This window comes from Oceanicola sp. S124 (assembly GCF_000220565.1).
GTDB lineage: Bacteria > Pseudomonadota > Alphaproteobacteria > Rhodobacterales > Rhodobacteraceae > Pseudooceanicola.
The window spans coordinates 1-13,265 of record NZ_AFPM01000253.1 but is presented as its reverse complement, the minus strand read 5'-3'; the positions used below and the strand labels follow the sequence as shown (position 1 = coordinate 13,265).

At 68.6% G+C, this 13,265-nt stretch carries 14 protein-coding genes; 11 read left to right on the top strand and 3 right to left on the bottom strand.

Annotated features, from left to right (window positions below):
* Nucleotides 1-13 precede the first annotated feature (13 nt).
* Complete coding sequence (dgcN, locus tag OS124_RS0117205) at nt 14-1,018, bottom strand: N-acetyltransferase DgcN (protein WP_010141081.1); 1,005 nt, start codon at nt 1,016-1,018, stop codon at nt 14-16.
* Nucleotides 1,019-1,630: 612 nt separating this feature from the next.
* Between dgcN and OS124_RS0117200 the strand changes: the two genes are divergently transcribed.
* Nucleotides 1,631-2,161 (top strand): hypothetical protein, encoded by a 531-nt coding sequence (locus OS124_RS0117200; protein ID WP_010141079.1) that lies wholly within the window; start codon nt 1,631-1,633, stop codon nt 2,159-2,161.
* Between the two features lie 4 nt (nt 2,162-2,165).
* Here the strand turns inward: OS124_RS0117200 and OS124_RS0117195 are convergent, their stop codons facing one another.
* Nucleotides 2,166-2,618, bottom strand: a complete 453-nt coding sequence (locus tag OS124_RS0117195; protein WP_010141078.1) for an Lrp/AsnC family transcriptional regulator — start codon at nt 2,616-2,618, stop codon at nt 2,166-2,168.
* Nucleotides 2,619-2,733: 115 nt separating this feature from the next.
* Between OS124_RS0117195 and OS124_RS0117190 the strand changes: the two genes are divergently transcribed.
* Nucleotides 2,734-3,330, top strand: a complete 597-nt coding sequence (locus tag OS124_RS0117190; protein WP_010141077.1) for a LysE family translocator — start codon at nt 2,734-2,736, stop codon at nt 3,328-3,330.
* 3 nt (nt 3,331-3,333) lie between these two features.
* Nucleotides 3,334-3,933: a hypothetical protein gene (locus OS124_RS0117185; RefSeq protein WP_010141076.1), complete on the top strand. Its 600-nt coding sequence runs from the start codon at nt 3,334-3,336 to the stop codon at nt 3,931-3,933.
* Here OS124_RS0117185 and OS124_RS0117180 read toward each other — a convergent pair.
* Nucleotides 3,930-4,784, bottom strand: coding sequence for an AraC family transcriptional regulator (locus OS124_RS0117180; protein WP_010141075.1), 855 nt, complete (start codon nt 4,782-4,784; stop codon nt 3,930-3,932). The two genes, OS124_RS0117185 and OS124_RS0117180, sit on opposite strands and share 4 nt — an antisense overlap.
* 112 nt (nt 4,785-4,896) lie before the next feature.
* On the opposite strand from OS124_RS0117180, the gene OS124_RS0117175 reads away from it, so the two are divergent.
* The 8 genes from OS124_RS0117175 to OS124_RS0117140 all read left to right on the top strand — a co-directional run.
* Nucleotides 4,897-5,859 carry an acetyl-CoA carboxylase carboxyltransferase subunit alpha gene (locus OS124_RS0117175; protein ID WP_010141074.1) on the top strand — a complete coding sequence of 321 codons (963 nt, stop codon included), beginning with the start codon at nt 4,897-4,899 and terminating at the stop codon, nt 5,857-5,859.
* 226 nt (nt 5,860-6,085) lie between these two features.
* Nucleotides 6,086-7,102, top strand: coding sequence for a LacI family DNA-binding transcriptional regulator (locus OS124_RS0117170; protein ID WP_010141073.1), 1,017 nt, complete (start codon nt 6,086-6,088; stop codon nt 7,100-7,102).
* Nucleotides 7,102-8,130 (top strand): ABC transporter substrate-binding protein, encoded by a 1,029-nt coding sequence (locus OS124_RS0117165; RefSeq protein ID WP_010141072.1) that lies wholly within the window; start codon nt 7,102-7,104, stop codon nt 8,128-8,130. The genes OS124_RS0117170 and OS124_RS0117165 overlap by 1 nt, the downstream gene beginning before the upstream one ends.
* 108 nt (nt 8,131-8,238) lie before the next feature.
* Complete coding sequence (locus OS124_RS0117160) at nt 8,239-9,060, top strand: ABC transporter permease (RefSeq protein WP_010141071.1); 822 nt, start codon at nt 8,239-8,241, stop codon at nt 9,058-9,060.
* A gap of 5 nt (nt 9,061-9,065) precedes the next feature.
* The gene (locus OS124_RS0117155) at nt 9,066-9,854 is read left to right on the top strand and encodes an ABC transporter permease (protein ID WP_010141070.1); all 789 of its coding nucleotides are present in this window, start codon (nt 9,066-9,068) and stop codon (nt 9,852-9,854) included.
* Entirely contained in the window at nt 9,847-10,860 is a 1,014-nt protein-coding gene (locus tag OS124_RS0117150) for an ABC transporter ATP-binding protein (RefSeq protein ID WP_010141069.1), read from the top strand. The genes OS124_RS0117155 and OS124_RS0117150 overlap by 8 nt, the downstream gene beginning before the upstream one ends.
* Nucleotides 10,857-11,741: a nucleoside hydrolase gene (locus OS124_RS25080; RefSeq protein WP_010141068.1), complete on the top strand. Its 885-nt coding sequence runs from the start codon at nt 10,857-10,859 to the stop codon at nt 11,739-11,741. Before OS124_RS0117150 ends, OS124_RS25080 begins: the two co-directional genes overlap by 4 nt.
* Before the next feature lies 1 nt (nt 11,742).
* Nucleotides 11,743-13,265: adenine deaminase (locus OS124_RS0117140; protein ID WP_010141066.1), on the top strand; the 1,523-nt coding region annotated here is incomplete at its 3' end.

Sequence of the window (13,265 nt, the reverse complement as noted above, 5' to 3'; positions counted from 1 at the left end):
CGGGCCGCGTCGATCAGCCGAGCGCAACCAGCGCGTCGACCAGCGGGCCGGCGCCATAACGGTAGGGGTCGGTGGCGGGCAGGCCCATCTCTGCCTCGACCTTCGCGAGGTAGGCACGGGCGTCCTCTTCGGACATGTGCTGCGTGTTCACCGAGATGCCCACGACCTTGACGTCCGGGTTCACCCAGGAGGCCAGGGTCATCGCCATGTCGCGCACCTGCTCCAGCGAGGGCAGCTTGTAGCCCGGCAGGCCGCGCATGTGCTCGCGGGTCGGCTCGTGGCAGAGCACCAGCGCATCGGGCTGGCCGCCGTGGATCAGCGCCATGGTCACGCCCGAGTAGGAGGCGTGGAACAGCGAGCCCTGGCCTTCGATCATGTCCCAGTGGTCATCGTCGTTGTCGGGCGTCAGGTATTCGATGGACCCGGCCATGAAGTCGGCGATCACCGCATCCAGCGGCACGCCGTCGCCGGTCACCAGGATGCCGGTCTGGCCGGTGGCGCGGAAGGAGGACTTCAGGCCGCGCTCCTTCATCTCGCGATCCATGCAGAGCGCAGTGTACATCTTGCCGACGGAACAGTCGGTGCCGACGGCCAGGCAGCGCTTGCCGGTCCGCTTCTCGCCATTGGCGATCGGGTACTGGACCGAGGGGATGCGGACGTCATGCAGCGTGCGCCCCGTTGCCTCGGCGACGGCCTTCAGGTCGGGTTCGTTGCGCAGCAGGTTGTGCAGGCCCGAGGCGATGTCGAAGCCCTCTTCCAGCGCCTCGATCAGCACTTTCTTCCAGGCCTGGCTGATCACGCCGCCACGGTTGGCGACGCCGATCACCAGCGTCTTGGCACCGGCAGCCTTGGCCTCGGCCAGGGTCATGTCGGGCAGCTTCATGTCGGCCTTGCAGCCTTCCATGCGGAACTGGCCGACGCAGTTGTCGGGGCGCCAGTCCTTGATGCCCTGCGCGACCTTGGCGGCCAGCCCGTCCGGCGCGTCGCCGAGGAAGAGAAGATACGGGGTCTCGATCATGTCAGTGGTCTCCCTGAGGATGTTTGACCCGAGACTGCGCCCTTTTCCCATCAAGGTGTTTGCAAATTGCGCGCATCAGACGGAAATTCCGCCGATCTCTCCCGGATTTAAGGATAACTGTCGAAGATTCTTCCCCGGACACCCCTCCGCGCGCCGATCCGCGTTGACCCAAGGTGATCTGCGCGCCCCCCCCTGCGTCCCCGGCGCCGTTCACGGCGCCCCGCCCAGAGAACCGCCCCACGCCTTCACCGCGCGCCCCGCCGCCTCTGCCCGACATCGCAGAAGCCCGCACCCGAAGACTAGTTGACAGCGCATCTATCCTGCGGGCAGAAGTATGCCTGAAACAAGCCGAGCTGATTGCCTGCGGGGTCTGACCGCAGCTCGCTCGGTGAAGCGCCCGCGTGAGGAGGACTCGCGGGCGCTTCCCATTTCAGCCCCCCGGACACGGCAAAACCTACGCAAACGAATGGATTAGCCGCCCAGCCGAGCCCCGGAAGGATACGCCCCTGAATGCGGCGCACTGACGCCGAGGTGAACGGCCGGGGGCCTCTGCCCCCTTGGCACCGGGCGAATCCGGTATAGGTTGCGGCGGACGATCACCGGAGAGACCAGATGCGCCCCATTTGCACCGCCCCCCAGCTTGCCCGCCGCCTTGCGCTTGGCCTTGCCCTTCTTGCCGCCCCCCTGCCGCTGGCCGCGCAGGACGTGGTCGAGAACGAGGTCGCCAAGATCTTTGCCGAGCACTGGATGCAGAGCAAGGAGGCCGACAAGAACGGGCTGCTGATGTACCTCAGCGAAGAGCGCGCCATGCAGGGCGACTATTTCTCGATCCGCTGCGAGGGCGACGACCGCTCGATCCGGCTGGGCTTCGGCGACAAGCTGGAAGGCGACCGCGTGGTCTTCCGCGTCGACGACCGCGCCATGACCTTCGCCGTCGAAGAGACCGGCGTGACCGCCGACCCCGCGATCTCGCGGGGGGATATCCACGGCTACCGCATGGTTTTTGCGGGCACCGACCAGCTGGAAGCCTTCCTTGGCGACCTGCGTCGCGGCACCGAGCTGGTGATCGAGGGGCAGGAGCTGCCGATCAGCCTGTCCGGCTCGTCCCAGGCCCTGCAGGAACAGGCGGCCTACTGCCAGTAGCCCCTCAGGCGCGCTCGTCCTTGGGAGAGCCCATGACCACGTAGGTGGTCAGGGCCGAGACATGGGGCAGCGTGCCCAGCACATCCGTATGAAAGCGCTTGTAGGCGGCGAGGCTCTCGGCCTCGATCCGCAGCAGGTATTCGCGCGACCCGGTGATGTTGTGGCATTCGCGGCATTCCGGGGCCGCGATCATGGCCTTCTCGAAGGCCTCCTGCGCGGCCTTGGTATGTTCGGACAGCCCGACCGAGGCATAGGCGACGAAGCCCGTGCCCATGGCCTCGCCGTCCAGAACCGCGCGATATCCCAAGATCACGCCGGACCGCTCCAGCTCCTGCACCCGGCGCAGGCAGGCCGAGGGCGAGAGGCCGACCCGCTCGGCCAGGTCGAGATTCGAGATGCGGCCGTCGCGGGACAGCTCGCGCAATATCTTTCGGTTCAGCTCATCCATCTTCGCCATGGATTGCAGGATAGCGCATCTTGCGCCGCAGTTTGCAAGCCCATGCCGCCGGCACCGGGCTAGGATTGCGCAACAGGTGGCATCAGAGGGATGCCACCGCCCCGGAGCCACCCCGATGACCTTCCAGCTTCTGACCGCGATCTTCGTCTTCTGCCTCGTCGGCACGATCACCCCCGGCCCCAACAACCTGATGGTCATGGCCTCGGGGGCGAACTTCGGCTATCGCCGCACGGTGCCGCACATGCTGGGCATTGCGGTCGGCTTCTCGGTGATGATCCTGCTGGTCGGGCTGGGGCTGATGCAGGTCTTCGACTTCTACCCGATGGCGCGGCAGGTGCTGATGGTGGGCTGCGGGATCTACCTTCTCTACCTTGCGTGGAAGATCGCCCATGCCGCCCCGCCGGAAAACAGCGCCGCCGCGCAGGGCAGGCCGATGACCTTCCTGCAGGCTGCCGCCTTCCAGTGGGTCAACCCCAAGGCCTGGGCCATGGGGATGAGCGCCATCACCCTCTATGCGCCCGAGCGCAACCTGACCTACGTGCTGCTGATCGCCGGCTGCTTCGCACTGGTAGCGATCCCGTCGAACTCTGTCTGGATCCTGATGGGCCAGCAGCTGCGCCGGCTGCTGAACCGCCCCGCCATGCTGCGCGCCTTCAACTGGACCATGGCCGTGCTGCTGGTGGCCTCGCTGGTGCCCGTCGTCTATCACTAGGCCATGGCCCTGATGCTGCACACCGCCGAGGTCCACGTGGCGACCTTCGACACCCTGCGCGAGACCCTCGCGCCGGGGCTGGCCCTGCGCCACTTGGTGCGCCCGGACTGGCTGGCCGAGGCCCGCGCCGGCCGCGCCGAGGCGCTGCGGCCGCAGATCGCCGCCCTGATCGCCGGAGCCGACGGCCCGGTCGTCTGCACCTGCACCACCCTCGGCCCGCTGGCCGAGGAACTGGGCGCGCTGCGCGTCGACCGCCCGATGATGCAGCAGGCCGCGCGGATCGGCAGGCGCATCCTGATGGTCTACGTGCTGGAGAGCACCCGCGCGCCCAGCCTCGGGTTGCTGGAAAGCCTCACCGCCCCCGGCGCAGAGGTGCGCCCCCTGCCCCTGCCCGAGGCCTGGCCCCTGTTCGAGACCGGCGACAGCGCCGCCTTCCATGCCCATATCGCCGAAGCGATCCGCACCGCCCTGCGCGACGGGGGCGTGGATGTCGTGGTGCTGGCCCAGGCCTCGATGGCCGGCGCGGCGGCCTTGCTGGGCGATCTGGGCCTGCCCGTCCTGACCTCGCCGCATCAGGCGATGCGCGCGCTCTCGGCAGGCTAGGATTGCAGCGCGATCGAGATCTCGGTCAGCAGATCGTCGGGCGCGGTATCCATGGGCGAGTTCAGGTAGACCTCGTAAGGCGGCTGGTCGAGGGGCTCGCGCCCCGAGGCGGGCAGCCAGGTTTCATAGAGATGCTGGTAGGCCGCGTGCAGACCGGCATAGGGACCCCGGAAGGTCAGCACCACGGTTTCGGCAGCCTCCAGCCGTTCTTCCTCCAGGCCCTCGGGCAGCGGCATGTCCTCGGGGATCTGCACGGCGGCGAAGCTGCGCAGCTCTGCCTCGGGCACGGCACTGATATCGTCGTAATACAGCGCCACCATCGGGCCGACCTGCGGCCAGAGGCCCCGCGCCGAAAGGATCGGCCCGAGCCGCGAATAGGCCTCGGAGATCCTGAAGTAGCTGCCCCGGTGCGGCAGCCCCACCAGGCGGCGGGCCGGCGCGGCGCGCAGCTCGATCGGGTAGGGAGCTGGTGCGGAGGTCATAGTGCCATCCTTTCTGAAGGTTTCCAGTTTCGGGCGGAAAGGGGCCTCGTGACGGAAGCGCAGGGGGCTGTGCCCATACCGGGCCGCGAAGGTGCGGGCGAAGCTGTCCGGATCGGGATAGCCGACGCTGCGGGCGATCTGCCCGACCGGATCGTCGCCACCGGCGAGGGCGCAGGCGGCCAGGTGCATGCGGATGCGCCGCACCGCCTGGGCGCAGGTCTCGCCGGTCATGGCGCGGAACACCCGGTGCCAGTGAAAGCGGCTCATCGCCGCCACCTCGGCCAGGGCATCCAGCGACAGGTCGCCGCCCGGATTGGCATGGATATGGTCCATCACCCGCAGCAGGCGGTCCTCGTAGCTTGCCGTCATGAGGTCTCCTTTACCGGCCCCTCTGTGCCGGATGCCGCCCCGGCAAATCTTGCCTTATTGCACTTCAGCCGTCAGGACGGCATATAACGACCGACCGAAGCGGAGGCGCCAGATGACGAACTACCTCGATTTCGAACGTCCCCTTGCCGAGATCGAAGGCAAGGCCGAGGAGCTGCGGGCCATGGCCCGCTCGAACGAGGAAATGGATATCGAGTCCGAAGCCGCGGCGCTGGACAAGAAGGCCGCCGACATGCTGGTGGACCTTTATTCCAAGCTGACGCCCTGGCGGAAATGCCAGGTGGCGCGGCATCCCGACCGCCCGCATTGCAAGGACTACATCCAGGCCCTGTTCAACGAGTTCACCCCGCTGGCGGGCGACCGGAACTTTGCCGAGGATCTCGCCGTCATGGGCGGCCTTGCGCGCCTGGGCGACCGCCCCGTCGTGGTGATCGGCCACGAGAAGGGCCATGACACCAAGTCGCGCATCGAGCGCAACTTCGGCATGGCCCGCCCCGAGGGCTACCGCAAGGCGATCCGCCTGATGGAGCTGGCCGACAAGTTCAACCTGCCGGTGATCTCCCTCGTCGACACCGCCGGCGCCTATCCCGGCAAGGGCGCCGAAGAGCGCGGCCAGTCCGAGGCCATCGCCCGGTCGACCGAGAAATGCCTGCAGCTTGGCGTGCCGATGATCTCGGTCGTCATCGGTGAAGGTGGCTCGGGTGGCGCGGTGGCGATCGCGGCGGCCAACAAGGTCGCCATGCTGGAACATTCGATCTACTCGGTGATCTCGCCCGAGGGCTGCGCCTCGATCCTGTGGAAGAACGCCGAGAAGATGCGCGAGGCCGCCGAGGCCATGCGCCTGACCGCGCAGGACCTGCATTACCTCGGGGTGATCGACCGTATCATCCCCGAACCCACCGGCGGCGCACATCGCGCCCGCGAAGAGACCATGACCTCGGTCGGCCGGGCGCTGGAAGCGATGCTGGAAGAGATGGACGGCATGGACCGCAAGGCCCTGATCAAGGCGCGGCGCCAGAAATTCCTCGACATGGGCGCGCGCGGCCTCGCCGCCTGATCCCGCCCCAAGGCAAGACATCTGACGGCGCCCGGGTCCCCCGCGGCGCCGTTTTCTGTTCTCCCCTCCACCGGGCCTGCGCCCCTGGGTGCCCCCTCTCCGCCGCAACGCCTCGAAATTGGGCAAAGCGGACCGATCCAGGCGGCTCGAGCTGATTAATCGTTACATCACCCATTGACGTGAGGTTTTTCGGCAGATTAATCGTTTCACCAAGCGAGGTGAGTGAATGGCCAGCCTGAAACAGATTGCACGGGATCTCGGGGTGTCGACCGCCACCGTCTCCAATGCCCTCTCGGGCAAGGGGCGGGTCTCGGACGAGCTGGCCGGGAAGATCCGCGCCCATGCCGACCACCTCGGCTATCGTCCCAGCAGCGCCGCGCGGGCCCTGAAGACCGGGCAGAGTGGCATCCTCGGCCTGGTCATGCCCGACCTGACCAACCCGCTGTTCCCCCGCATCGCGCAGAACCTGTCGATCGCTGCCGAGGCGCGGGGGCTGGGCATCCTGATCGCCGACAGCCGAGGCGATGACGCCCGCCAGGACGAGGCCCTGGCCCAGCTGGCGGGTCGTGGCGTCGACGGCATCATCATCGTGCCCAAGAAGGGCACCACCGCGCCGCAGGTCGCCCTGCCGCTGGTGGCGATCAACACGGCCTCAGATCCCGGATCGACCGTTTCGGCGGACCACCTCGGCGGCGGGCGCCAGCTGGGCGCCCATGTGGCGGGCCTCGGCCATGTCCACGTCGTCCTGCTGGGCGGCGACGCGGTCTCCGAGGTGCAGCAGGACCGCATCCGCGGCATGATCGCGGGCCTCGGCCCTGCGGCGCGCACAGAGACCGTCTGGGGCGAGGCCGGCATGGCCCGCCTGCCCGCGCTGGTGGCCGCCGGTGCGACGGCGGTCATGGCCACCTCGGACCTGCTGGCGCTCGGCGCCCATTCCCACCTGTCCCGCGCCGGCCTCTCGGTGCCCGGCGATGTCAGCCTGACCGGCTTCGACGACCTGCCGCTGGCCACCGCCATGCATCCCCAGCTGACCACCATCGCCCAGAATGTCGAGGCCATCGCCGACCAGGCGCTGGACGTGCTGACCCGCCGCATCGCGGGCGACGCGGCCCGGGCCGCCTCCAACGCCGTGCCGATGACCCTGGTGCTGCGCCAGTCCACCACCGCCCCGCGCCGCCTGCGTGCCGGGGCGCCCGCCGCCCCTCCCCTCCCTTCAGAAACCGACCCAACAGGAGCAAACTGATGAAGACCACGCTTTCCCGCCTCGCGCTCGGCTGTGCCGCCGCCGCGCTGACCACCACCGCCGTCCAGGCCCAGGACAAGACCCTGACGATCTCGGTCTATTCCTTCGCCCAGGACGAGTACAAGGAAGCGCTCTACGATCCCTTCGAAGAGATCTGCGGCTGCGACGTCATTGTCGAGACCGGCAACTCGGTCGAGCGCATGGCAAAGATCGAAGCCAATGCCGCCAGCCCGGTGATCGACATGGCCGTGATCTCGACCCAGGATGCGCTGGCGCTGGCCCGCAAGGACCTGCTGGCCCCCATCGACAGCACCCGGCTCAGCAACTTCGACAAGCTTTATGACAGCGCCAAGGATCCGAACGGTGACGGCATGGCGGTCGGCTACACCTACTACGCGTCCTCAATCGTCTACCGGTCCGACCTGGTCGAGATCGAAAGCTGGGGCGACCTGCTGAGCGACGAGCTGGCCGGCGAAGTCGCCCTGCCCAACATCACCGGCACCCAGGGCCCGCTGACCCTGATGATGCTGGCCGAAGCCCTGGGCGAGACCGGCGGCTACGGCCCCGTCATCTCGACCATCGGCGAGCATTCCGACGACATCGTGACCTTCTACTCGCGCTCCTCCGAGCTGGTGCAGCTGATGAACCAGCAGGAAGTCATCGCCGCGCCGGTCGGCAAGTTCGCCTGGGGCAGCTTCAAGGAAGCCGCCCTGCCCTTCGCATGGGCCAACCCCAAGGAAGGCCAGGCCGGCGGCATGAACGTGATGATCATGACCAAGGACAACGGCAACGAAGAGCTGGCCTACCAGTTCATGGACTACTGGCTGTCGACCGAGGTGCAGACCAAGGTCGCCGAGATGCAGGTGGACAGCCCCGCCAACAAGGAAGTCGTCGTCTCTGACGAGATCGCCGAGAACCTGACCTACGGCGCCGATGTCATCGACAACCTGAACATCATGCCCGCCGCCGACGTGCTGGACCAGCGCGAGGCCTGGGTCGAACAGTGGAACACCGAGGTGATCCAGTAAGCATCGGCCGGGCGTCCCCCGCGCCCGACCGTTTCGCCCCGGCGCGTGTCCTCCCCGTGACGCGCCGGGGCACCCTTGTTCCCGTTTCCCTGCCGACAGGACCGCCCCATGTTCCGCAATACGCGCGAAGGTCTGGCCCTTGCCCTTCCGGCCGCCATCTTCTCGACGCTGCTCTTTCTCGTGCCTGTTGGCATCCTGCTGTCCGAAGCCTTCCGCTTCGAGGGCGGCTGGTCGCTGCAGGGCTATATAGACTTCTTCGCAACGCCCCTGAACCGCACCGTCTTCCTGCGCACGCTGAAGCTGGGCGCGCTGGTGGCGGGCACCGCCGCCGTGATCGGCTACGCCGCCGCCTTCTGCATCGTGAACCTCGAGCCGAAGTCGCGCGGCACGGTGTTCGGCATGATCGTCCTGCCGCTGATGATCTCTCCGGTCGCGCGGACCTATGCCTGGATCGTGATCCTCGGTCGCACCGGCATCGTCAACGAGACGATCACCGGCCTCGGCCTGTCCGACACCCCGCTGCGGCTGCTGTTCACCGAAACCGCCGTCTTCCTCGGCCTGCTGCAGCTGTTCCTGCCGCTGATGATCATCTCGCTGGTCTCCGCGATGGAGAACATCCCCCGCGACGTCATCCCCGCCGCCCGCGTCCTCGGCGCCAGCTGGCTGGCGGTCTTCTTCAAGGTGATCCTGCCGCTGACCAAGGAGGGCCTCGTCATCGGTGGCACCCTGGTCTTCACCGGCTCGCTGACCGCCTACATCACGCCCGCGATCCTCGGCGGCTCGAAGGTGCTGATGCTGGAAACGCTGCTCTACCAGCGGGTCAACGTCAGCAATGACTTCGTCTCGGCCTCGGTGATCGCGATGATCCTGATCGTCATGTCCTTCTCGGCGAACCTTCTGCTGAAGAAGATCGCCTCGGCCCGGAGCTAGAGCCCATGAACACCTCTTCCCGCCTGCTGGCCAACTGGGTGATCCTGGGGCTGACGCTGACCTTCCTGATCGGCCCCTTCCTGATCATCATCCTCGCCGGCGCCTCGGACACCAGCTACCTGGCCTTCCCGCCCGAGGGGCTGACGCTGAAATGGTATCTCAAGGTCTTCACCGTCGAGAGCTTCCGCGCCTCCTTCCTGCTGTCGATGGCGCTGGCGGTCTTCGGCACCCTGGCCGCCCTTCTGCTGGGCGTTCCGGCAGCCTATGCGCTGAACCGCTACGCCCTGCCCGGCGCCGAGACCATCCGCACCATCGTCGCCGCGCCGATCATCGTGCCCGGCATCATCGTCGGCCTGGCGCTGCTGCGTTACCTCGTGGTGCCGACCGGCGTGACCGTCACCCTGGCTCTCTTCATGGCCCACACGGCGCTGGTGCTGCCCTATGCGGTGCGCGTGGTGTCATCCTCGATGCACAACCTGCGCGCCGACATGGAGGAAGCCGCCGTGCTGCTCGGCTGCTCGCGCCTGCAGGCCTTCACCAAGGTGGTGCTGCCCAACATCCGGGGCGGCGTGCTGGCCGCCTTCATCCTCGGCTTCGTGACCTCCTTCAACCAGGTGCCCGTGTCGCTGTTCCTGTCGGGCCCCGGGGTCCGCACCCTGCCCATCGACATGCTGGCCTACATGGAGATCACCTTCGACCCCTCCGTCGCCGCGCTCTCGGCCCTACTGGCCTTCATGTCGCTCGCCATTGTCTTCGTCGCCGAGCGCCTGCTGGGATTCTCTCGTTATGTCTGACACTTTCGTCCAACTCTCCGATGTCACCCTGATGTACGGCAAATCCGTTGCCGTGCCCGACCTCGACCTGTCGATCCGCGAAGGGGAACTGATCTGCCTTCTCGGGCCCTCGGGCTGCGGCAAGACCACCACCATGCGCGCCATCGCCGGGCTGCTGGATCCGGCCTCGGGCAGCATCCACATCGACGGGCGCGACGTGACCCGGGTGCCGGCCAACAAGCGCGGCATTGGCCTGGTGTTCCAGAGCTACGCCCTGTTCCCCCACCTCAACGCCTTCGAGAACGTCGCCTTCGGCCTGCGCCTGCAGAAGTTGCCCGAGGCCGAGATCCGCGAGCGCACCGAGGCCGGTCTGGCGACCGTCGGCCTGACCGGCTACGACAAGCGCAAGCCGGCCGAGATGTCGGGCGGGCAACAGCAGCGCCTCGCGCTGGCCCGCTCGCTGGTGATGAAGCCCAAGGTGCTGCTGCTGGATGAGCCGCTGTCGAACCTCGACGCCCGCCTGCGTCTCGAAATGCGCACCGAGCTGCAGCGGGTGCAGAAGGAAACCGGCGTCACCATGGTCTTCGTCACCCACGATCAGGCCGAGGCCCTGGCGCTGGCCGACCGCATCGTGCTGATGAAGGAGGGCAAGATCGAGCAGCTCGGCACCCCCGCCGATCTCTATGCCCGCCCCGAAACCGCCTTCGCCGCCGAGTTCATGGGCTTCGAGAACATCTTCCGGGTGGAAGGGACCAAGGCCGTCACCGACAGTGGCGCGCTAGAGCTGGGCTTTGCCCCCGCAAGCCCCCTGCTGGCCTGGCGCCCCGACGGCGTGAGTGTCGGCAGCGGCCCGCATCAGGGCCGGGTGCTGGCGACCTCCTTCGCGGGCGCGCATCGCGAATACGTGCTCGACACCGCCCTTGGCCCGGTCAAGGCCGATGCGGCGATCGAGCTGCCCGAGGTGGCGATCGGCGAGACGCTGTCGTTCGACCTGCCCGAAGCCACCGCCCGCCCGCTCTCTGCATGAGGGTCTGGGTCGACACAGACTACGGCTTCGATGACCTCTGGGCGCTGCTGGTGCTGCGGCACGGCGGCGTCGAGGTCTCCGGGATCTCCCTCGTCGCGGGCAATGCGCCGCTGCCGCAGGTCCTGGCCAATGCCCGGGGCGCGACGGCGCATTACGGCTTCACCGCGCCGCTACACGCCGGTGCCGACCGCCCGCTGAAGCGCACGGCAGAGACCGCCCAGCGGATCCTCGGCCCGCGCGGCATGACGAGCCGGGGCGCCTACCTGCCAGAGGGTGACGCGCCGCTGGCCTCGGAGGACGCGATGGCTGCACTGGCCGGCTGGCTGATCACCGAAGAGGCGCCGCAGGTGCTGGCCCTCGGCCCGCTGACCAATATCGCCCGGTTGATACAGCAGCACCCAGAGGCCGCCGCCCGGATCCGGCGCCTTGTCTGGATGGGCGGCAGCGCCGGCCCGGGCAACCATTCGGCGCTGGCCGAGTTCAACGCCCTGGCCGATCCCGAGGCCGCCGACATGGTCGCCCGCGCCGGGCTGCCGCTGGACGTGGTCGACCTGATGGCCTGCCGGCAGGCGCGCTTCGGCCCCGCCGAGATGCCCCGCTGCGAGGCGCTGACCGGCGACCTGCTGGGCGGCTACCTCGACATCGGCCTGTCCCGGGGCCGCGACGGCATGGCGATCTACGATCCCGTGGCCGCCCTTGCCCTGACCCGGCCGGAAGCGCTGGAGTTCCAGCCCCGCGCGATGCATGTATCCACCACCCCGGACGAGAGCTACGGGGCCACCACCTTCGACGCCACCGGACAGGGCCGCACGCGGCTGGCCACCGGCGTTGCCAGCAATACCGCGCATCTCTGCCTCGATGCGCTGAAGACGGACGACTGACATGGCCTTTCCCAAGGATCTCAACGACGCGCAACTGCGCGCCCGCGCCGTGCGCGCCGCACGCGGGCTGGCGCCCTTCGACCTGCTGATCGAGGGGGCCGAGGTGCTGGACATGGCCACCGGGCGCAGCCGCGCCGCAGATGTCGGGCTGGTCGGTCCGCTGATCGCCTCGGTCCACGCCCCCGGCAGTCGCAGCGATGCGGACACGCGGCTGGACGCGCGCGGCCAGATCCTCGTGCCCGGCTTCATCGACACGCATATGCACGTGGAAAGCTCGATGGTCAGCCCCGCCGAATACGCCTCGGCGGTGGTCCCGCGCGGGGTGACGACGGCGCTCTGGGATCCGCATGAGCTGGCCAATGTGGCGGGCGAGGCGGGGCTTGGCTTTGCCTGCGACGTGGCCCGCGACCTGCCGCTGCGCCTGCTGCCGCTGGTGCCGACCTGCGTGCCCTCGGCGCCGGGCTACGAGGTCTCGGGGGCCGATTTCGACGCCGGTGTCGTGGCCCGCTGGCTGGCCCGCGACGACACCCATGGCGCCGCCGAGCTGATGACCATGCATCCGCTGCTGGACGGCGATCCGCGCGTCACCGGCATCGTGCAGGCCGGTCTGGACAGCGGCAAGCGGGTCTGCGGCCATGGCCGGGGCCTGACCGGCGGAGACCTCGCCGGTTTCGCCGCCGCCGGTGTCGAAACGGATCACGAGCTGACCTCGGCCGCCGACCTGCTGGCCAAGCTGGAAGCCGGCTTCACCATCGAACTGCGCGGCTCGCACGCGCACCTGCTGCCCGAGTTCGCAGAGGCCCTGCTGGGGCTGGGCGAGCTGCCGCAGGTGGTGACGCTCTGCACCGACGATGTCTTCCCCGACGACCTGCTGCACCGGGGCGGGCTGGACGCGGTGATCCGCAGGCTGATCGACTGCGGGCTGCCGCCGCTCTGGGCCTATCGGGCCGCCACGCTGAACGCCGCGACCCGGATCGGGCGACCCGACCTCGGGCTGATCGCCCCGGGCCGCCGCGCCGATATCGTGCTGCTGAGCGACGTCGCGGATGTCGCCGCCTCGGCGGTGATCGCCGACGGCAGGCTGGTCGCCCACGATGGCGCCCTGCTGGCCCCCGCGCCGCGCCTTGCCGCCCCTGCCGCCCTGCGCGACACGATGAAGCTGGCGCCGCTGACCCCTGCCGATTTCGAGATCCCGGCGACCGGCACCAGCGCCCGTATCGCCACCCTCTCGAAACCCCGCTTCCCCGAGTGGGGAGAGCGCGAGGTGCCCGTTTCGGACGGCCGGCTTGAGCTGCCCGGGGACATGATCCGCATGGCGGTGGTCAACCGCCACGGCGCAGGCACCCCGGTGCGCGTGGCCTTCCTTGAGAACTGGGGCAGCTGGCGTGGTGCCTTTGCCACCAGCGTCAGCCACGACAGCCACAACCTGACGCTCTTCGGGCGCGACCCTGCCGACCTGGCCGCCGCCGGCAATGCTCTGCGCGAGGCCGGCGGCGGGCTGGCGGTCGCCGAGGGCGGCAAGGT

What these genes read in the sequence shown, in the direction of transcription:
- OS124_RS0117170 (WP_010141073.1), top strand. Translation starts at nt 6,086, where the DNA reads ATGGCCAGCCTGAAACAGATTGCACGGGATCTCGGGGTGTCGACCGCC.
- OS124_RS25080 (WP_010141068.1), top strand. Translation starts at nt 10,857, where the DNA reads ATGAGGGTCTGGGTCGACACAGACTACGGCTTCGATGACCTCTGGGCG.
- OS124_RS0117150 (WP_010141069.1), top strand. Translation starts at nt 9,847, where the DNA reads ATGTCTGACACTTTCGTCCAACTCTCCGATGTCACCCTGATGTACGGC.
- OS124_RS0117195 (WP_010141078.1), bottom strand. Translation starts at nt 2,618, where the DNA reads ATGGCGAAGATGGATGAGCTGAACCGAAAGATATTGCGCGAGCTGTCC.
- OS124_RS0117200 (WP_010141079.1), top strand. Translation starts at nt 1,631, where the DNA reads ATGCGCCCCATTTGCACCGCCCCCCAGCTTGCCCGCCGCCTTGCGCTT.
- OS124_RS0117165 (WP_010141072.1), top strand. Translation starts at nt 7,102, where the DNA reads ATGAAGACCACGCTTTCCCGCCTCGCGCTCGGCTGTGCCGCCGCCGCG.
- OS124_RS0117160 (WP_010141071.1), top strand. Translation starts at nt 8,239, where the DNA reads ATGTTCCGCAATACGCGCGAAGGTCTGGCCCTTGCCCTTCCGGCCGCC.
- OS124_RS0117185 (WP_010141076.1), top strand. Translation starts at nt 3,334, where the DNA reads ATGGCCCTGATGCTGCACACCGCCGAGGTCCACGTGGCGACCTTCGAC.
- OS124_RS0117175 (WP_010141074.1), top strand. Translation starts at nt 4,897, where the DNA reads ATGACGAACTACCTCGATTTCGAACGTCCCCTTGCCGAGATCGAAGGC.
- OS124_RS0117190 (WP_010141077.1), top strand. Translation starts at nt 2,734, where the DNA reads ATGACCTTCCAGCTTCTGACCGCGATCTTCGTCTTCTGCCTCGTCGGC.
- OS124_RS0117155 (WP_010141070.1), top strand. Translation starts at nt 9,066, where the DNA reads ATGAACACCTCTTCCCGCCTGCTGGCCAACTGGGTGATCCTGGGGCTG.
- dgcN (WP_010141081.1), bottom strand. Translation starts at nt 1,018, where the DNA reads ATGATCGAGACCCCGTATCTTCTCTTCCTCGGCGACGCGCCGGACGGG.
- OS124_RS0117180 (WP_010141075.1), bottom strand. Translation starts at nt 4,784, where the DNA reads ATGACGGCAAGCTACGAGGACCGCCTGCTGCGGGTGATGGACCATATC.